Origin of the sequence: Commensalibacter oyaizuii, from assembly GCF_029953265.1 — a bacterium.
Lineage (GTDB): Bacteria > Pseudomonadota > Alphaproteobacteria > Acetobacterales > Acetobacteraceae > Commensalibacter > Commensalibacter oyaizuii.
Window position 1 is genome coordinate 2259397 of sequence record NZ_JASBAO010000001.1, and the last position, 19861, is coordinate 2279257.

General features: G+C 37.6%; 15 protein-coding genes and 1 tRNA gene. 13 read left to right on the forward strand and 3 right to left on the reverse strand.

What is annotated here, in order from left to right; translation table 11 throughout:
* Positions 1–2 precede the first annotated feature (2 nt).
* From QJV27_RS10380 to QJV27_RS10415, 8 genes are all read left to right on the forward strand, one after another.
* Complete coding sequence (locus QJV27_RS10380) at positions 3–1571, forward strand: HlyD family type I secretion periplasmic adaptor subunit (RefSeq protein WP_281448855.1); 1569 nt, start codon at positions 3–5, stop codon at positions 1569–1571.
* Between the two features lie 30 nt (positions 1572–1601).
* On the forward strand, positions 1602–3485 hold the full coding sequence (locus tag QJV27_RS10385; protein WP_281448856.1) for a tetratricopeptide repeat protein: 1884 nt from the start codon (positions 1602–1604) through the stop codon (positions 3483–3485).
* 58 nt (positions 3486–3543) lie between these two features.
* Positions 3544–6609, forward strand: a complete 3066-nt coding sequence (locus QJV27_RS10390; protein WP_281448857.1) for a glycosyltransferase — start codon at positions 3544–3546, stop codon at positions 6607–6609.
* 71 nt (positions 6610–6680) lie between these two features.
* Positions 6681–7730, forward strand: coding sequence for a hypothetical protein (locus tag QJV27_RS10395; RefSeq protein ID WP_281448858.1), 1050 nt, complete (start codon positions 6681–6683; stop codon positions 7728–7730).
* A gap of 105 nt (positions 7731–7835) precedes the next feature.
* Positions 7836–9113: a glycosyltransferase family 4 protein gene (locus tag QJV27_RS10400; protein ID WP_281448859.1), complete on the forward strand. Its 1278-nt coding sequence runs from the start codon at positions 7836–7838 to the stop codon at positions 9111–9113.
* A 194-nt stretch (positions 9114–9307) separates the two neighbouring features.
* Positions 9308–10357 (forward strand): ABC transporter substrate-binding protein, encoded by a 1050-nt coding sequence (locus tag QJV27_RS10405; protein ID WP_281448860.1) that lies wholly within the window; start codon positions 9308–9310, stop codon positions 10355–10357.
* A complete protein-coding gene (locus QJV27_RS10410; protein WP_281448861.1) occupies positions 10354–11289 on the forward strand; it encodes an ABC transporter permease in 936 nt (311 codons plus the stop codon). Before QJV27_RS10405 ends, QJV27_RS10410 begins: the two co-directional genes overlap by 4 nt.
* Complete coding sequence (locus tag QJV27_RS10415) at positions 11283–12050, forward strand: ABC transporter ATP-binding protein (protein WP_281448862.1); 768 nt, start codon at positions 11283–11285, stop codon at positions 12048–12050. The genes QJV27_RS10410 and QJV27_RS10415 overlap by 7 nt, the downstream gene beginning before the upstream one ends.
* Before the next feature lie 309 nt (positions 12051–12359).
* Here the strand turns inward: QJV27_RS10415 and ppa are convergent, their stop codons facing one another.
* The 3 genes from ppa to QJV27_RS10430 form a co-directional block, all read right to left on the reverse strand.
* The gene (ppa, locus tag QJV27_RS10420; protein ID WP_281448863.1) at positions 12360–12884 is read right to left on the reverse strand and encodes an inorganic diphosphatase; all 525 of its coding nucleotides are present in this window, start codon (positions 12882–12884) and stop codon (positions 12360–12362) included.
* 70 nt (positions 12885–12954) lie between these two features.
* The gene (locus tag QJV27_RS10425) at positions 12955–13449 is read right to left on the reverse strand and encodes a hypothetical protein (protein WP_281448864.1); all 495 of its coding nucleotides are present in this window, start codon (positions 13447–13449) and stop codon (positions 12955–12957) included.
* Positions 13450–13533: 84 nt separating this feature from the next.
* Entirely contained in the window at positions 13534–14001 is a 468-nt protein-coding gene (locus QJV27_RS10430) for a hypothetical protein (protein WP_281448865.1), read from the reverse strand.
* 262 nt (positions 14002–14263) lie between these two features.
* On the opposite strand from QJV27_RS10430, the gene QJV27_RS10435 reads away from it, so the two are divergent.
* The 5 genes from QJV27_RS10435 to QJV27_RS10455 all read left to right on the forward strand — a co-directional run bounded on the left by QJV27_RS10435 (position 14264) and on the right by QJV27_RS10455 (position 19782).
* Positions 14264–14337 (forward strand) — tRNA-Ile (locus QJV27_RS10435).
* A 100-nt stretch (positions 14338–14437) separates the two neighbouring features.
* The gene (gene ettA / locus QJV27_RS10440) at positions 14438–16117 is read left to right on the forward strand and encodes an energy-dependent translational throttle protein EttA (RefSeq protein ID WP_281448866.1); all 1680 of its coding nucleotides are present in this window, start codon (positions 14438–14440) and stop codon (positions 16115–16117) included.
* Positions 16118–16202: 85 nt separating this feature from the next.
* A complete protein-coding gene (locus QJV27_RS10445) occupies positions 16203–16709 on the forward strand; it encodes a GNAT family N-acetyltransferase (protein ID WP_281448867.1) in 507 nt (168 codons plus the stop codon).
* A 262-nt stretch (positions 16710–16971) separates the two neighbouring features.
* Positions 16972–18309: an APC family permease gene (locus tag QJV27_RS10450; RefSeq protein ID WP_281448868.1), complete on the forward strand. Its 1338-nt coding sequence runs from the start codon at positions 16972–16974 to the stop codon at positions 18307–18309.
* Between the two features lie 51 nt (positions 18310–18360).
* Positions 18361–19782 (forward strand): NAD(P)/FAD-dependent oxidoreductase, encoded by a 1422-nt coding sequence (locus QJV27_RS10455; protein ID WP_281448869.1) that lies wholly within the window; start codon positions 18361–18363, stop codon positions 19780–19782.
* Positions 19783–19861 lie beyond the last annotated feature (79 nt).

A 19861-nucleotide genomic window follows, 5' to 3' on the forward strand; every position in this document is an offset into this window, starting at 1 on the left:
TCATGGTAGATGATAACAACAATAATCAGTTGCCTGATGGCGTTCAATCAAACCAAAGCGATATAACGGATCAAAATAAAACATTGGATGTTACTAAGACAACTTCTAAAAGCATTCAGGGGGCAAGTAATTCCCAACCCGCTAAAAATGATGATGAAGATCACGTGCCTGATGGATATATTTTACCTGATGCAGGCAAGGATGATAGCTTTCAAGCAGACATGCCTGTTGCTTTATTAGAGTTTCATTCGCCAACTTCTGCTGCAATTAATATGCCTCCCACGGCTTCTGCTCAGTATTTGACATGGTTGGTCAGTGCGTTGGCGTTATTTTCTATCATCGGTATGTATGTATTTCCATTAAATAAAGTAGTGACCGCGGATGGAAGGTTAGTTTCAACAGCAACACCTCTACTTGTTCAGCCATTAGAACAAAGTATCATTAAATCTATTGATGTTCGAGAAGGAGATTTTGTAAAAAAAGGGCAAATTTTGGCACATCTTGACCCGACATTGACAGAGGCTGACATTGATAATTTGCGTGTGCAAGTAAGTAGTGAGCAAGCACAATACGATCGTTTACGGGCAGAGGCTGACGAAAAGAATTATACTGTAGACCCTTCTAATCCTTATTCTGTTGAACAGGGCAATGCATTCTTAAAACGTAAGTTGGAATATAACGCCAAGGTAGAAGGTTTTGATCAAAAAATTCAAGAACAATTAGCAATGTTAAAAAACTACAAGGCTAGCGTTGCTGTTTTGCGCGGTCGTGTTCAAGTAGCATCAGATGTCCATCAAATGCGTCGAAAATTGCAAGATGAAGAGGTAGGTAGTAAGCTATCGACTTTGGGTGCCCAAGATACATTGATGGACGTTGAAAGTAAATTGATTACGTCTCAGCAAGGAGTAACCCAAACAGAGAAAAAAATTGCTAGTTTGCAAGCTGATAAAACCGCCTATATTGAAAATTGGAAAGGTCAAGTTTATAAAGAGCTGACAGATGTACAAAAGCAGTTATCCACCAATGAGAGTGATTATAAAAAAGCAAAACTACGTCAGGAAAAGGTTTTATTAACTGCTGAGCAAGATTCGATTGTCTTATCAATTGCTAAAGGATCGGTGGGATCTGTATTAAATGCTGGTGCTCCTTTTATCACTTTGATTCCTGTTGGAACAGGACTAGAAGTAGAAACGGCTATTTCTGGTGATGAGGTTGGATATTTAAAACTTGGTGATAAGGCAATTATTAAGTTTGATACTTTCACCTATACGCAATATGGAGGTGCTGAAGCAGTTGTCACTCAAATTAGCCCAGATGTGTTCCAACCTGGCGATATGACACAAGAAACCAACCGTCTAGGTGCTGCTCCGCTAACATTTCGTGAGAAACCGTTTTTCAGAGCACGGTTGAAGATTGAGAAATATACATTGCATGGGGTTCCTAATTTCTTTCACCCTATGCCTGGTTTAACGGTTAAGGCGGATATTAATGTTGGGAAACGAACTGTTGCACAGTATCTAATGAATAATCTCATTCCTAAGTTATCACAGGGGATGAGGGATCCTCAATAATAATGAAAATATAAAGTTGGGAGAGTGGTAGTGCGGGGTTTATTTGGGTCTTCAAAAAAGCGTCAAGAGAAGAAAATTGATAAATTTTTGAAAAAAGCAAAAGCAGCTTATGATGAACAAAATTATACGGTTGCTTTTGAACAATATTCCCAGGCAGCAGCTCTTCAATCCGCAGAAGCTCAGTATTGGTTGGGTATGTGTTATTTGGGGGGGCACGGTGTTGTTTTAAGTATTCGGGATGCCGTATCTTGGCACGAAGCTGCATCTGCTGGAGGATGGGTTCCTTCCCAGCACATATTGGCTTTACTATACATGCAAGGCGTTCCCGAAACACAGGAAGTTACTGGTGCTAATTTATTAGATGTTGTAAAAGAAAATTACGAAACGATTAAACCTGATTTAGATAAGGCACGCTTTTGGGCAAAAAAAGCTGCTGAAAATGGTTATGCTGAAGGTCAGGCTTTATATGCTTATCTATTATCTTTAAATACAAATGATGAAGATGTTATTAAGGAGGCTTTAAATTTATACGACCAGGCCATTGCTCAAGATTCTGCCCAAGGGTATATGGGTAAAGGATTGCTGTTATTAAGACTAGGCTCAACGCAAGAGGATTATGCAAAAGCTGCAGAATTTTTAAAGATTGCTGCAGAAAGGAAAATGGGTTCTGCCATTCAAAAGCTTGGTGTTATGTATGCTACGGGACAAGGGGTTCCTCTTGATTATGAAAAGGCAGCACAATATTATAAAGAAGCAGCTGAGTTGGGTATTCGTGAGGCCCAAGCTTTGTACGGTGTTGCTTTAAAAAAAGGACAGGGTGTAGAGCAGAATTTTATTCAGGCTGAAACTTGGCTTCGAAAAGCAGCTATGAAAGGGGATATCGAAGCTGCGGTTGTTTTAGCAGATATGAACGGCCAAGGAAACGATGATATTCCGCCCAATTATACAGAAGCATTTCGTTGGTATTCATATGCTGCACAATGTGGTCATTTATCCGCAATACGTACCATAGGGTTATTATATTTAAATGGCTTAGGGGTTGAAAAATCTGTTGATAGGGCAATCCATTTTTTTAAAAGTGCAGCCCAAAAAGGAGATGTGACTTCAATTATTACTTTGGGTGATCTTGCACTACAATTACCTCAGTCTTCTATTGATTTGGACGAAATTATACAGGAGTTTTTGATTCCTGGGGCTGAGCAAGGCAATCAAGCGATTATGTTTAACTTGGCTATGGCCTTATTGAAAAGCAATAGTAATAACTCTGATGTTGAAAAAGAGAAGCAAGCAAGGGAATGGTTAAGGAGATGTTGTGAAGAAATTGTTCCTGCACGATATTGGTATGCTCGTCTTTTGATTCAAGGAACAGGTGGGGACAAAGATATCACAGAGGGGTATAAATGGATGGCTTCTGCAGCTGACGCTGGTTTTGCAGAGGCGCAGCTGCTGTGGGCCGGCATTTTATTAGAAGGTTATGCCAATAATGGTCAGATAATGGCACAGGAAGCTTTAAAGTATTATCATTTAGCCGCTGAACAAGGAAATATACCTGCAATGTTCGCACTAGGTGCAATGTATGGCGGCGGAAACCATATAGAGCCAGATCGTGTTAAAGCACAAGAATGGTTTACTAAAGCTGCCGAGAAGGGACACCCAAAAGCTCAGTTAATGTTAGGGCGATATTTTGCAAAAGGATTAGTTGAAGAGCAAAATTTAATTAAGGCACGCTATTGGTTGGGGGTTGCCAAGGATAACGGTGAAAAAGAAGCTCAAACCGATTTAGATCATTTAGAACAATTTGGCGCATTACCTGATGGTATTCAAAATAACGCTACGCAGGATCATGTTTCTGACAAAAAGCAAAATAATAATGTAGAAATTGCCCCTGGATTATTTTTTGTAAAAAGTAATTAACCAATTTCTAATTTTTTTACTTTATTGCAATATAAAGGCACAACATTAAGAGGTTTCGGTGCCAAAAACAAAACAAGAAAAATTATTAGAATATGCTCGTAAAAAAGCAGAAGGAATGGAACGCATAAGGCAAAATGCGCAATCTGCTTATATTCGAGCCCAAGAGGAAAAAAACAAAGGGAACATAAAAGCCTCCATTCAATGGATGGATCGTGCCCATCGTCTAGCACTACGTAATCCAAATATAACGTTTGATTTGGCTATGTTATATTTAAAGCAAAAGCAACATGATCAAGCCTATACACTTCTTAATCCTTTAATGGGTAAATTTGATTTTTATGAAGGGTGGCTGGCGCTAGCCTTGGTTATAGCGACAAAGAAAGATTTTGATCGGTTATTGACCATTCTAGAACATGCCTTATCACATCACTGTCCTGTATTGGAAACGTGGCCATTAGTTATTAATTTAACTAAAAAATTGCAAATGAATGGGTGTTGTGGATTAGTTGGTTCTATGGGGCAGGCATGGATTTCGACTTTCAAACCAGGCTCAGTTTCTTTGTTTTTAGATGATAATTATTTGGGCGAGACTAATAACAAATATTTTAATTTACCAGAAGGGTGGCAAGATTGCCAAGATCTGCATGTGCAACAAGATGGTGTTTCGTTACTTGGTAGTCCGATTGATATACAAAGTATTTGTCGCACAGAGGGGTTTGTTGAAATTGACCAAGGTCATATGTCTGGATGGTTGTGGTATCCTGCTGAACCAGAAAGATTACCTGTATTAAGTTTTTATAATTCTAAGAACATTCTTGAGAAGCAAATTACTGTTCAAGATTATTTCGAAATTGCGCATTTGGACGTGCCGCTATTTCGCGCCAAATGCTTCAAATTACCTTTAGAGGATTTTTCTCCTGAATTATATGCAGTTAAAGACGAACAACAAAGAAACTTAATTGGCAGTCCAATTGATCCATGGATATTGATTCCAAAGCAAAAAAAACTAAGAAGTATTACGAAAAAACATCAGTTATGTGTTCCAGTTTCTGCCTTTTTTTATGGAGAAAAACCTCAGATTGCATCAAAAAAAGCAATGGGTTTGGTAATCATTGTACCCGTTTATAAAGGAATAGAGGAAACCATTGCTTGTGTAGAAGCAGTTTTACAGACAGTTCCTGATGATGTGATTATTCAGCTTGTAGATGATTGTTCGCCTGAGAGTGAATTAATAGATATTTTAAGAGATAATGTTGACAATCAGCAGATTTATTTAATTCAACATCATGAAAACAAAGGGTTTCCAGGTGCGGTTAACAGTGGTATTCGTGCGTGGCCTGGTTATGATGTTATCTTACTTAATAGTGATACGTTGGTGGCTAAAGGATGGATAGAATCTTTACGTAAAGCAGCTTATAGCCAAATAGATATTGGAACCGTTACACCGTTTTCAAATGATGCCAGTATTTTTTCTTATCCCTATTATGATCAAGAAAATCCTGTGCCTTCTATTAAAGAAGTAAAATCTTTAATGCGATTAATGCAAAAAGTAAATGCAGGGGTGGTTGTTCAAGCCCCCACAGCGCATGGCTTTTGTATGTACATTCGTCATGATTGTCTTAAGCAGACAGGCCTGTTAAGAGAGAATTTATTTGCCCAAGGATATGGTGAAGAAAACGATTTTTGTATGCGTGCTCAACATTTAGGCTGGCGTCATGTTGTGGCTGCAGATGTTTTTGTCGGGCATAAAGGTGGCGTTTCTTTTCAACGCAGTAAGAATGCTTTGTTAAGGCGTAACATTAAGATTTTAAACGATTTATATCCTGGTTACGATCAAATGGTAAAAACCTATATGGATCGGGATTTTTTACGTAACTATCGTCGTAATTTGGATATACAACGTTTACAAAATTTTTATAAGGCCAAGAAAAAACAAGGTATTGTATATCGTTATGCCTTGATCATTACCCATGCTTATGGGGGAGGGGTTGAACGTGCGGTTCAAGAACGTATATATAAGTTACGCTTAAAAGGAATGATACCAATATTGATACGACCAACAATATTGGGTGATGGGTGCCAGTTAGAAATACAATTTAAATCTGAGACGATACTCTATAATGAGATTACAGAGTTATATCCCAACCTTGTTTTCAGTCTACCTTGCGAATACTCTATTTTGTTGCAATTTTTACAAAAAATGGATATCCAATCTCTAGAGGTCCATCATTTTTCAAATCATCATGATGCTGTGCGTCAATTATTATATGATTTATCGATACCTTATCATGTTTATATACATGATTACATGGTTTTTTGTCCAAGAATATCTTTGCTAAATGCTGATAAAAGATATTGTGGCGAACCTAAACAATTATCTAAATGTCAAGCATGTGTTGACTTAATGCCAGCAAGTAGAGAAAATCTAATTGACATGGATTCTTGGATTCAACGTTCACAAAATGAATTGATGCATGCACAACGTGTCATTACCCCTTCTAAAGATACGGCAGCAAGAATTAAAAAGCATTTTCCAATGCTTAAGAAAATTGATGTTGAAGAATTAGAGGATGATCGTCCAGATTTAACTATCGAACAACTGGCATTTTTTTCACAACATACTGACAAAATCCCTGAAACAGAAATACAAAAAGATATTTATACACATTCTTATAAAGTCTGTTTAATCGGAGCAATCGGAATTGAAAAAGGTTTTGATATTTTAAAGGCTTTGGTAGCTGATGCAGATCAAAGAGATTTGCCTTTAGAATTTGTATTGGTGGGACGTACGGTTGATGACCAATTATTTCTTAATAGTAATCGTTTATTCATTACAGGCAGTTATAAGGAAGAAGAGGCAGTTGATTTGGTAAATCGACAGCAGGCAGACATAGCGTTCTTTCCAGCAATTTGGCCAGAGACGTGGTGTTATGCTTTAAGCATTGCTTGGCGTGCAGGGTTGAAAACAGTTGCCTTTGATTTGGGAGCAATTGCACAAAGGATAAAAACAACACAACGAGGGTGGGTTATTTCGCCAGAATTATCTATTATTGATCAAAATAATATTTTGTTAGACTTTTGCAAAAAAGCAAGATATGAAAAATTAAAAGTAGTTTATAAGTAGTTATTATCATTTCTTTGGTCTATTTAAAGAATGTATATTAAATTATAGCTTTAAAAATAGGAACTCGTAGAATGTCAGAAACCAAACAAAAAACGAATCAAAATCAGCAACGCGTTATTGATTTAAACGTTAACGGTCACTTAATGAGCTTGGATGCAGGGCTATATTGTATTTATCATGCCCCTAATCAAGCGGCTGCAGATGAGTTTGGTTTTCCTGGGCTACGAATTTGTCTACCTCCATTTAAACAAAGTGCTCATGTTAATGTTGAGACTTTTGAACAAGATGGTTGGTTGGGGGCTGAAAAAAGTGCAGCTTTGGTTCGTGTTTCTGGTGGTCCTGGTTTAATTTTAGTGACTGTATACCAAAATCCAGCTAATCAAATTCCTGCCCCCAAATTGCAAGTCGTGCGTTTAAATGATGCGCCAGATCAGCCTAATAATTTACCTGTATCAACAGAGGTAAAACAGCAACAAGATCAGTCCTTACAAGCACAACAGGCAGCTGTAAAACAGTCATCCTCTGCCCAAGAGGATGATATTACAATTTTTGCCCATGTACAGCGTATGGGTGATGTTTCAGTAAAATTAGGCGATTGGATTGGGATTCCAGACAGTAAAACCTGGATTGAAGGGTTTGGTTTAGGGGTCAATAAATATATCGATCCGGAAGATATCGAATATCAAGCTGTTTTGGGTAAAGGGTGGATGTCTCCTTGGTACAAGGGGAATCAATTTTGTGGTAGTCGAGGCATGGCTTTACCATTATGTGGGTTGCGCGTTAAATTGAGTGGCGAAGCAGCAAAAAAATATCGTACGCGTCTGACAGCTACTTTTATTGATGGAACCAAACTTGGACCTGTTGAAGATGACACCACACTAGCAGCAGAATCTGTTGCCCCTTTAGAAGCACTGTGTTTCGAATTAATTTCTATTGCTGATGGTAAATCCGTTGCCAAGAAAGTTGTTGAAGTTAAAGAATCAACACCAACCATTAATAAAAAAACAGAAAATAAAACTGTGAGAAGTAATATTAAGTTAAAAAAATCGAGTTCCAAGGTTGCTTCTGCCAAGCCCGTTGAACGAAAAACGGTGGCAAAAGCAAGTTCTAAGAAGAAATGATAATCCAAAAATGTATATTTAAGCAAAAATATACATTTATTTTTTAACACCCCATCATATTCAAAATAGATGGGTATAATTTTATTTAATGAATTGGTTTCTGTTGTGAAATATTTATTTATTCATCAGAATTTTCCAGGACAATATTTGCATATTGTTCGGCATTTGGCTAAACAACCCGATAACGAGATAATTTTTATCAGTCAATCTTCTGAAAATAAGATAGAGGGCGTTCGATCTGTTTTTTATAAAACGGTCGAAGTTACACCAGGAATACATACTGCGCTAGCGGAATTGGATATAGCCATTAAGAGAGGCGAAGAAGTTTATAAAACGATCAAGACTCTTAAAAATCTAGGTTTTATACCTGATATTATCATTGGGCATCAAGGATGGGGTGAAATGTTGAATTTGCAAGACATATACCCAGATGTTCCAGTTATTCACTATTGCGAATTTTATTACCATTCAGACGGATTAGATGTCAATTTTGATCCTGAATTTCCTGCAGATGAACTCTTACCTTCTCGGGTTCGAATAAAAAATACTATAAATTTAATTTCAGCAACCAATCCTGGATGGGGTCAAACCCCAACTTTGTTTCAACATTCGACCTATCCCAAATGGGCTCAGCAACAAATGACTATATTGCGTGAGGGTGTGAATCTTCAAAAATGTGCGCCAGATCAGTCAGTTCGCAAGCAAGATGTAAAATTTGGAGATTTTATTGTCTCACCTCATGATAAGTTGTTAACGTATGTTGCACGTGGGCTAGAACCTTATCGTGGCTTTCATATTTTTATGCGAGCATTACCAAAATTATTAAATGAACGTCCAGATTTAAAGGTTGTGATGGTCGGACGTGATCAGGTTAGTTATGGCGCGTCTTTAGCGGGTGGATTATCTTGGCGTGAATATATGCTAAGAGAGCTGAGCGACAAGCTTGACATGTCGCGTGTGCATTTTGCTGGACAGGTTTCATATGACGTTTTTGGCCAATTATTGAAACGTTCTGATGCTCATGTCTATATGACTTATCCATTTGTTCTATCATGGTCTTTGCGTGAAGCGATGGCAACGGGATGCGCGATTGTTGCCAGTGATACGCAACCCGTTCAAGAATTTATTGCGGATCGTAAAACGGGCCTACTAACCCCATTTTTAGATCCAAACGCACTTGCAGATCATGTATTAGAGGTATTAGAGGATCAAATTCTAGCACAAAATTTACGTACAGCAGCGCGTGCAGAAGCTGAACGTAGTCTGTCGTTGACAGATTATCTTGAGAATTATGAATTATTAATTGATGATTTAGTGCATCGTCGTAAACCTTCGTTAAATCTAGGTAATTCCCCAGCAGAGCTAGCCTTAAAAAATCCATAAACCTTTAAATATAAGATTTTGAATAAAAGATTTGATGCCACTTATGACATTAAGTGGCATTTTTTGTGTGCTATTTATACATTTAAAATTGTATAATCATATTTTAACGTAAAATATAATTGTATTTTTAACCAAAGTATTTAAATATTAAATTCAATAACATTTTATTTTCTTTAAAACATTTAGGAAAAATTATGGGTTTTCGTAAGTTAAATCGTCGTCAGTTTTCGCGGTCTTTATTAGCTGTTTCAGGGGCGACAATCTTATCGGGCAGTATAGGTAAAGCATTGGCTGATGAGGGGTCACCATTTCCTGATCTTGGATCTGCGGTAAAGCTGGATGGTAAGCCGCGTAAGATCACCCTAGCGTGGAGTGCAGATTCGATTTGTACTGCTGCTTTTCCAGTTGCCAAACAAAAAGGTTTTTTTGAAAAATATAATCTAGACGTAAATTTCATAGATTTTGCTGGTTCTGTTGATCAGATGTTAGAGACCATGTCTACAGGGAAGGCAGATGGTGCATCAGGGATGGCATTACGGTGGTTAAAACCTTTACAACAAGGATTTGACGTTAAATTAGTTGCTGGATTACATTCAGGCTGTTTGCACTTATTGGCACCAGAAAACGGTGATATTAAAACTCTTGCTGCGCTTAAGGGCAAAACTATTGGAGTTGGTGATATTGGCGGTCCCGCCAAAAACTTCTTTAGTATGCGTTTTAAAGAAATAGGAATAGATCCAGAAAAAGAGGTCAGTTGGCGACAATTTCCAGAGGATATGCTACCACTTGCTTTAAAACGTGGTGCAATTCAGGCCGCAGGTCTGGATGATCCATTGGCACATTTATTCCAAACTAAAAATAAGTTAATTTCTATTGATTCCAATATGGAAGGGCAGTGGAAGCATATTGCCTGTTGTGTTGTTGGCCTAAGGGGGTCTTTGATTCGTAAGGAACCCATGGTTGCCAAAGCTATCACCCAAGCAATTTTAGAAGCTGGGCAGTGGGTACATCATAACAAAATGGAAGCAGCCAAAATGTTTGAACCATATGCGCCCAAAGTCTCTGCCCAAGAATTGGCAGCAATCTTGGAAACAGAAGGTACGCACGAACAGTCTGTTGGATGGCAATTGCAAAAAGATGTAGTTTTTTATGCCAATCAGCTCAAACAAATTGGTGTATTTCCGTCTTCGTTGAATTCTGAAACCTATGCGAAAAAAGTAACACAGGATCTTTTTACTGGATGAAAAAGATTGTTATAAATGCCTATTGGCCCCAAGTCGTTGGTGCGATTGCGTGGCTGATCACTGGGGCTTTGACTTATTTGATCCCAAATGCAGACGACTTTCCAAGAACAACAACATTTGCCCTTGCCTGCGTTAGTGTAGCTGTATTAAGTGCATTAACATTGCCCCTTAATAAGGTTCGTTATTATGGTGCGTGGATTTTGGCCTTGGCTGTGTTTATTGGATTGTGGGAAGTGATTCAGGCGAAATTCCTACTATTGCCCAGACCCTTTTTTGGTGCGCCACAAGAATTACTGGATGTCTTCATTACCGACTGGCTGAAACTATTGGATGCATTGGTGCATTCAATGATGTTGTTGGTTGGTGGATATATCTTAGGGTGCATTATTGGTTTTTCTATTGGTGTTGGAATGGGATGGTCGTTGCGTTTTGGTTATTGGGCACATCCAATTTTACGTTTCTTAGGGCCATTACCTCCTGTAGCATTTTTACCTTTATTGTTTGCAGTTATTCCTTCTAGTTTTATTGCAGGCGAGTTATTGATGGCATTTGCGGCGGCATTCCCAGTAGCGATATTAACATGGTCTGGAATTGCAGGGGTTAATCCTGGATATTATGATGTGGCCAAAACAATGGGGGCCAAACCTTTATTCTTAATTCGACATGTAGCTATTCCAGCGGCATTGCCCTTTGTCTTTGTTGGTATGTTTATGGCACTTGGATCTTGCTTTTATATGCTGGTTGTTGCGGAAATGCTGGGGGTCAAAGCTGGCTTGGGCTTTTATATGCAATGGGCCCAGGGTTGGGCAGCCTATCCAAATATGTACGCGGCGTTGTTCATTATGGCGGTGATGTGTACTTCGTTTATGACGTTATTATTTAAAGTACGAAATCGTTTGCTACGTTGGCAAAAGGAAAGCATTAAATGGTAGCGGTTATAGAAAAACAACAGAAAATAGAAATCACGAAGGTTAGTCACAGTTATAGTCTTGATGACCATGAGCTTCCTGTCTTAAATGATATTGATTTAACAATCGAACCCAATGAGTTTGTCGTTATTTTAGGCCCTTCTGGATGTGGAAAATCGACATTATTGCGTATGGTGGCAGGGCTTGAACACCCTGAAGAAGGTTCGGTAAAAGCGAATGGATACGAAATTCGGTCTGCTGATCCCTCTCGCATTGTAGTATTCCAAGATCCGACTTTATATCCCTGGTTAACAGTCAGGCAAAATGTTGAACTAGGTTTTAAAATCCAAGGTAAAAAAGATAATCAAGCCATTTCTGATATGTTAGAAATGATTGGGTTACAAGGATTTGATAATGCCTATCCAGCCCAGTTATCTGGGGGAATGGCCCAACGTGTGGCGTTAGCACGGGCATTGGTCAATGACCCCAGCGTATTAATTTTGGACGAGCCTTTGGGAAAGTTGGATAGTTTAACCCGTATTACGATGCAAAAAGAGTTGGTGCATTTATGGCAGCAAAAGCAATTCACTGGGTTAATGGTAACGCATGATATTGAGGAGGCATTATTATTGGCGACCCGTATTGTCGTGATGTGTCAAAGACCAGCCCATATTATTGGCGAGTTCAAGGTGAACATGCAATATCCAAGACATCGGGATGCTGAAGCTTTGATGAAAATACGTCGCGAGGTCTTTGATTTGCTGGGGCACGAGCTGGATTGGTAGTAGGAAAGAAGAGCTACGTTGTTTTCTTTAACGAATATACTATAGGATAAATAATTATATAATATAATATGATATTTGACCCAATAATGTTTATTAGCTGGTGAGTTTAACGTTCCAATAGTCGTCGTTAAAGTTTCTCTTATGAGATAATGTTATCAATAACGATAAAATATAAAATTATATATTTATAAAGTGGAATGTAATCTAAAAACTTACTTTTATTATTTAATAATTGATTTTGATAAGGTATTTTATGTTGATTATTATACGAGGCAGTCGTTATTTAATAGCCTCGTATAATATATGATATTATTTCTTGTAATTTTTAATCGCGGTTTCGATTAATTCACAAGCTTTAGCTTTGTTATCCCAGCCTTGAATTTTAACCCATTTTCCTTTTTCAAGGTCTTTGTAGTGGGTAAAGAAATGTTCAATCTCTTGACGAGTAATTTCAGGTAATTCGCCGACTTCTGCAATATTGGTATAGGCAGGGTGAATTTTGTCATGAGGAACACAGATGACTTTTTCATCCATGCCTGATTCATCTTCCATTTTCAATACGCCAATCGGGCGCGCACGAATAACGCATCCAGGGATAACGGGTTCTGGACATAGAACCAACATATCAATTGGATCACCATCGGCAGCCAGTGTATTAGGGATAAACCCATAAGCTGCGGGATAAACCATTGGGGTGAATACGACACGATCAACAAAAACAGCACCACTATCTTTATCAACTTCGTATTTGACTTTTGATCCTTTGGGAATTTCAATAACAACATTAATATCGTTTGGTACATCTTTACCAGGGGCAATTTTAGATAGATCCATAATTTATTCCAATTCTATAAAAAAACTCAATAACTTTAGCGAATTACAGAAATGTTTTCAATATTGAAGATTACGGATGATTAAATCCTCTATATCCATCATTGATACAGTAGTTAATGTCTTTAAAATTATTTGATTCATAAGGCTGTTTTAAGCAGCTTTGGATCAAGTTAAGTCGATCTTTTGTTGCTCTTGCATACTCACACATGATTGTGGTTACTGTATTATTTTTGTTGCCATAATAGCAAGCCTTTTCAGCAGCATGAGCAGTTTCAATTAATTGTTGTGGGCTTTTGAAGGTAATATATATTCCTTGGTATTGTGGGCTATGATTACTATCATTGCTTATATTTGCATTTTGTGCATAAAGGCACATGATCTGCGTTGCGTAACTATTTTTATCAGCGTTATTGCAAAGATTCACAGCTATTTTTTTCATATGATTAAAATCGCTATTTTCATCAAATGCAATTGATATAGATTCTGTTGGAATGGGTGGAGGCGTTGCTTTGGCTATCGTTGATGTGCATAATATTATTAATAATGCAGATAAATATTTTTTCATTAAAAAGACCTTAAAGACAGAAAAGTAAATATATTATACTTAATTCCTTGCAGCAATTTTCTATTAAATTATCTTTTGATAATATTAGTTGCTATCACTTGGATCATCCAGCTGTTCTGGATTTTTAACTTGCCCATTCCATTTAGTACTAGAGCCATATTTATAATCGGTAATTTTACACTGCCCAAAAATACCTTGTTCTACTTTGTCTATACCGTGTTTAAAATATGCTTCTTTTGCGGATTGTGTTTGCAAACTACTAAAACGAGGTAAGCTCAGATATTCTTTTATGCGCTTTCGAGATGTTTCTGGTTCGATATAAGGAATATCATCAGTAGGAGAGGATCGACCTAAATCTTGCTCTCTTTGACGTAAATGAGTAAGACCATCCTGTAAATACATATCGGCCAAAATGCATTGATCAATGTCAGGGCTATTTTTATCTATATATTCATAACATTTGTGCATGCTTTCCGCAGCAAGGATAATAGAGCTTGTACAAACATTCGTTGCAAATTGTTTAATGACAGAGTTAATGGTTTCTTGGGACACATGTTATGGCAGAGGTTGAGCATTAACAACGGTGCTAAAAAATGAGAGAGTAAAAGATAAAGAAAAAATTCCGACTATTTTATTCATTTACATATCCTTTAAAGTCATTAAATCAATATATTCATCAGTTTTATATAATCATATGATTTATATTAAACAATAAAAAACACCTCTTGATAATTCAGAACATTATTTTTTATATGTTCCCAAAGAAAACCCTTGCAAAAAAGATCATTTTACGGCAAATAGAGGTGGCGTCTATGCGCCTGTAGCTCAATTGGTTAGAGCCGACCGCTCATAACGGCCTGGTTGCAGGTTCGAGTCCTGCCGGGCGCAGACGCTTTTTTATTTTATTTCGCCTGAAGCAAAGAATTGGGCGGGCGTGTTTTCCCCCTTAGTATATGTTTGATGGATTGTTTAAAGGAGCTTCTCGACGATGGCTGGGCCTCAATATGTTTATGTAATGAAAGATTTGACCAAGGCTTATCCTGGTGGGCGAGAAGTCTTTAAAGGAATTACTTTATCTTTTTTACCTGGGGTTAAAATTGGTGTTCTTGGGGTAAATGGTGCGGGTAAATCAACCCTGTTAAAAATCATTGCTGGTAAAGATAAAGAATTTGGCGGTGAAGCATGGGCTGCCGATGGTATTAAGGTTGGATATTTAGAACAAGAACCACAACTTGATCCAACTAAAAATGTTGGGGAAAATGTTGCTGAAGGCTTTGGCCCTTTAAAAAAAGCCGTTGATCGTTTTAATGAAATCTCTATGAAGTTCGCAGAACCCATGGATGATGATGAAATGAATAACTTGCTGGCTGAACAGTCAGAATTACAAGAAATTATTGACGCGGGTAATGGCTGGGATTTAGATCGTCAAATTGAAATTGCTTTGGACGCCTTACGTTGTCCGCCCGCGCATTTAAGTGTTGAAAAATTATCTGGGGGTGAGCGTCGTCGCGTCGCGTTATGTCGTTTATTGCTAGAAAAGCCAGATATTTTGTTATTAGACGAACCAACCAACCATTTGGATGCAGAAAGTGTTGCTTGGCTTGAACAAACATTACGTGAATATACAGGTACAGTGATCTTAATTACCCATGATCGTTACTTCTTGGATAATGTTACAAACTGGATCTTGGAAATTGAACGCGGACGTGGTTATCCATTTGAAGGAAATTATTCTTCATGGTTAGATCAAAAACGTAAACGTTTGGCCCAGGAAGAAAAAGAAGAAAGCGCACGTCAACGTGCCTTGGCTGCTGAACAGCAATGGATCAGCGCATCCCCAAAAGCTAGACAAGCAAAAAGTCAGGCTCGTATTGCAAAATACGAAGAAATGCTGGCGCAAAGTCAAGAAAAAGTGGGGGGCACTGCTGAAATTAATATTGCCCCAGGCCCTCGTTTGGGAAATGTCGTTATTGAAGCTGAAAATCTGAGCAAAGGGTTTAATGATCGTCTATTAATTGATGGCTTGAATTTTAAATTACCACCTGGGGGTATTGTTGGGGTTATTGGCCCTAATGGTGCGGGTAAATCAACGTTGTTTAAAATGATTACAGGTGTTGAAAAGCCAGATCAAGGCGAGATTCGCATCGGTGAAACGGTTCAATTAGGATATGTGGACCAATCTCGTGATGATTTAGATCCAAACAAAACCGTATGGGAAGAAATTTCTGGCGGAACCGATGTGTTGTATTTTGGTAAACGTTCTATTGCGTCTCGTGCTTATGTAGGAGCGTTTAACTTTAAAGGTTCCGATCAACAAAAGAAAGTCGGTATTCTTTCTGGGGGGGAACGTAACCGCGTGCATTTAGCAAAAATGTTGAAAAAAGAAAGTAATGTATTGTTGCTTGACGAACCAACAAATGATTTGGATTTGGATACTTTGCGCGTACTAGAAGAAGCATTAGAAGAATTCGCAGGTTGTGCGGTGGTTATCAGCCATGATCGTTGGTTCTTAGATCGATTGGCAACGCATATTTTAGCCTTTGAAGGGGATAGTCACGTAGAATGGTTCGAGGGCAATTTCGAAGCATACGAAGCCGATAAACGTCGTCGCCTTGGTCCTGATGCAACGGAACCAAGTCGGATTAAATATAAACCAATTTCACGGTAAATATAAACAAGACTAACAATATGAATATTTTTACCCATTTCAAAAAATTATGAAATGGGTTTTTTTATAGAACCCGAGATATAGTGTGATTTCTTCCGAACTTTATACTCCCAGATTAATATTATCCCCCATCAGTTGGCAGGATATGGAGGATGTCATACGATTGAAAACAGATTTTCAGGCATTTGGCCATATGTTGGGTGGGGTTCGTACTCCCTTACAAGCCAGTGCTGAAATGGCAGAAGATACTTTGTATTGGGGGCAGCATCGCATTGGGATGTATAGTATTCGCGAAAATCCTAAATATGGTTCTTATCGATTCTTAGGGATTACAGGGATACATTATCGTCCTGATGGGCGTGGATATGCGCTACGATTTTCGTTATGGCCATGGGCGCAAGGTAGGGGATATGCACGTGAAGCAGCTTATGCTGCATTAATGGAAGCACACGCACGTGGTCATAAACGGATTGTTGCAGTTTCAAGAGAAGATAATGTTGCCTCTCGTCGTGTTTTAGGGGGAATTGGAATGACAGTGCAAGATAGTTTCATACGCGCAGGGCATAAAATGTTTTTGTATGTTAGTGAATAAAATAATAATTTATTCGTTCATTACTGAAATTTTCTAAATAATATAAATATTCAATATTGTAAAAGCCTAGAATTTTTTAAAATTTATGAAAAATTATATTGTGTTTACACAACACTTTAATTCCTTAAATATTAATTTTTTGTAAGAAAATAAAAAAAAAATTTAATTTTGAATTATTATAAACTATCATAAATCAATGTTGTTGCTTGCCAACGTAATATTCGCACATTTATTTTCACTAATCAAAGCAAAGATCTAATTAATGGATCAACATCAGAAATTGAATACTCACTTATCTTTATGGCAGGTTGTGATTATTGGTGTTGCTTATATGACACCAATGACAGTATTTGATACATTCGGTATTGTCTCTGGCATTACGAATGGTCGCGTGCCCATGGCTTACCTGTTGGCATTGGTTGCAATTATGCTAACAGCATTAAGTTACAGCAGATTGGCCAGTGTTTTTCCTGAATTCGGATCAGCCTACACATATACCAGCACCGTATGCGGGAAAGAAAACGGGTTTTTTGTGGGATGGGGAACATTACTAGATTATATTTTGTTGCCAATGATTAACAGTTTGCTTTCAGGGATTTATTTGAAGGCATTATTTCCCAATATCCCAGCATGGATATTAATTTCAATATTCATTTTTATTGTTACTTTTATTAATTGTCGCAGTATTAAATTTCTGGCGAATTTGAATTTCCTTTTTGTCGGTATACCATTGGTTTTAATGGTGTATTTTATATATTTGGTTATTCATAATATCACTTTGACCTCTGGTTACGAACATGTATTAACGATAAACCCTCTATTTAACGGAGATCGCAGTATTATCCCTTTGGTTAGTGGGGCCGCTGTTTTATGTTTTTCATTTTTAGGGTTTGATGCAGTTTCAACACTTTCTAATGAAACTCAAAATGCTCGTCGGACTATTCCAAAAGCTATTATTATTACGGTGTTTTGTGGTGGGGTGATTTTTTTTATCAGCGCGTGGTTTATTCAATTATATTATCCAACCAATATTCGTTTTAAAGATCCTATAGAAGCAATGCCAGAAATCGTTTTATATGTTGGCGGTTTGCTGTTTCAATCCATTTTTTTAGTTGCAATTTTGGTTAATACTTTTGCGTCTGCTTTGGCCTCACATGCCAGTGCGGCCCGTTTATTATACATTATGGGATCAACAAACTTTATCCCAGGAAAGATATTTCGATATTTGCATCCTAAATATAACTCGCCATTTTACTGTGTCATTTTAATCGGTGTGCTATCCTTAAGTGCTGCCTTCTTCAGACTGGATACAGCGGTATCTTTAATTAGTTTTGGGGCGATGATTGCGTTCAGTTCTGTAAATATTTCAGTATTTGTTTTGTTTGTTATACAAAGAAAAGAATTCAAGACATTTAAACAAAAATGCTTGAATATCATTTTACCAATATTGGGGATATTTACTGTTGGGGTAATGTGGTTGAATTTAAAAGAGGATGCCTTTATATTAGGTATATCTTGGTCAATACTAGGGCTGTTATATTTATTATATTTGAAAAAATATAAGAAATCGCTTTTTACAAAAAAAGAAATTCCTTTGTAATAACAATTTTGTTCATGCTTCTTAGAAAATAATGCGTTTCGAGTTTATAAAATGTCTGTAAAACAAAAAATTGAAAAACCAGAATTCATTGATGATGCTGCATTTGTGCCCTCAAGAAATATTGAAGCACAACAAGATGACTGGAATTGGATTAAAAGTGATATAGGACCAGAAAATCCTGCAAATTATTATGAATCCACTCTTTTGCCTTGGTCTGGTTTCCCAAAATTGGAACAAGACATCGAATGCGACGTTGTTGTTATTGGTGGTGGTTTGTTAGGATCATCAACAGCCCTACATTTTGCAGAGGCAGGGGTAGATACTGTTTTACTTGAAAAAAACCGTATCGGTTCAGCTGCTTCTGGCAGAAATGGTGGACAGCTAACCCCAGGGTTGGCCCGTTGGGAAGCTGAGACCATGATTGAAAATTTTGATTTTGATGAAGCCTGCCGTTTATGGAGATTTACGTCTGTTGAATCTTTTGATTTAATTGACGAAATTGCAGATCGTTATGGATTATCCATTGATTTACGCAAGGGACATCTTACTGCAGCGATTCATCCAGGCCACATAAATGCACTTACCAAAGGGGCAGATGCACGAAAATATCTGGGTGATGATACTGTTCGTATATTAGGTCCCTATGAAATCAAAGATCATATCAATACAGATTTATACCACGGCGGTGCATTAGATACCATTGGTGGTCAAGTCCATTCTTTAGCATTGACACGTGGAATGGTTTATGGATTTGTTCAAAAAGGTGGACAGGTTTATGAAGATAGTGAAGTCTTAGCTCTTGAAGAAACACCACAAGGGACTTTGGTTAGAACAGAACAAGGGACTGTCCTTGCTAAAAAAGCAGTCGTTTTGGCCGTTCATGAATCCACGTTTAAATTATTATCAGAAGCAAATTCCACTATTCCATTTTATACCTATGTTGCAGTAACGCATCCTATCACTGATGGAACAGAGCCATTATTGCCAACAAATATGGCAGTTTACGACACACAGTTTCAAATCGATTATTATCGTCCTGTTAAAAAACAAAGAATATTATTTGGTGGTCAAGGAACAGGTACTCGTTGGGATGAACAAAAAACCTTGGATTATTTGACAACACGTTTACGAACTGTTTTTTCTCATAGGGATGATATTGAATTTGACTTTGCATGGAGTGGTACAACTGATTTGACGTTAAATGGTGCAACAGATTGCAGAAAAACAGAGGGCAACGTTCCAACCTATGTTGTGCAGGGATGGAGTGGTCATGGCATTGCACAAACCGTACGAATTGGTAAAGCCATACGAGATGATTTTTTAAACTATAATGATGATTTTTCAATGTTAACCTCAATTGAGCATCGGTCCATTTTATTAGGCAGACAACTTGCCCCCGTGGCAATTCCTTTAGCGAAATCATTACTTGGTATGCAAAATATGCTCGCGCCAGGAAAAATGATTTCATTCTAAAGAATAGTTTTTATCCAAGGGCGATTTGTATAAGTCATATTTTATTAATGGCTTATAAATGTCGAGGAATTAAGGGTTA

Excerpts from the sequence above, each read along its gene's own strand:
- QJV27_RS10405 (WP_281448860.1), top strand. The coding sequence starts at position 9,308 with ATGGGTTTTCGTAAGTTAAATCGTCGTCAGTTTTCGCGGTCTTTATTA.
- QJV27_RS10395 (WP_281448858.1), top strand. The coding sequence starts at position 6,681 with ATGTCAGAAACCAAACAAAAAACGAATCAAAATCAGCAACGCGTTATT.
- QJV27_RS10455 (WP_281448869.1), top strand. The coding sequence starts at position 18,361 with ATGTCTGTAAAACAAAAAATTGAAAAACCAGAATTCATTGATGATGCT.
- ettA (WP_281448866.1), top strand. The coding sequence starts at position 14,438 with ATGGCTGGGCCTCAATATGTTTATGTAATGAAAGATTTGACCAAGGCT.
- QJV27_RS10415 (WP_281448862.1), top strand. The coding sequence starts at position 11,283 with ATGGTAGCGGTTATAGAAAAACAACAGAAAATAGAAATCACGAAGGTT.
- QJV27_RS10425 (WP_281448864.1), bottom strand. The coding sequence starts at position 13,449 with ATGAAAAAATATTTATCTGCATTATTAATAATATTATGCACATCAACG.
- ppa (WP_281448863.1), bottom strand. The coding sequence starts at position 12,884 with ATGGATCTATCTAAAATTGCCCCTGGTAAAGATGTACCAAACGATATT.
- QJV27_RS10380 (WP_281448855.1), top strand. The coding sequence starts at position 3 with ATGGTAGATGATAACAACAATAATCAGTTGCCTGATGGCGTTCAATCA.
- QJV27_RS10450 (WP_281448868.1), top strand. The coding sequence starts at position 16,972 with ATGGATCAACATCAGAAATTGAATACTCACTTATCTTTATGGCAGGTT.
- QJV27_RS10410 (WP_281448861.1), top strand. The coding sequence starts at position 10,354 with ATGAAAAAGATTGTTATAAATGCCTATTGGCCCCAAGTCGTTGGTGCG.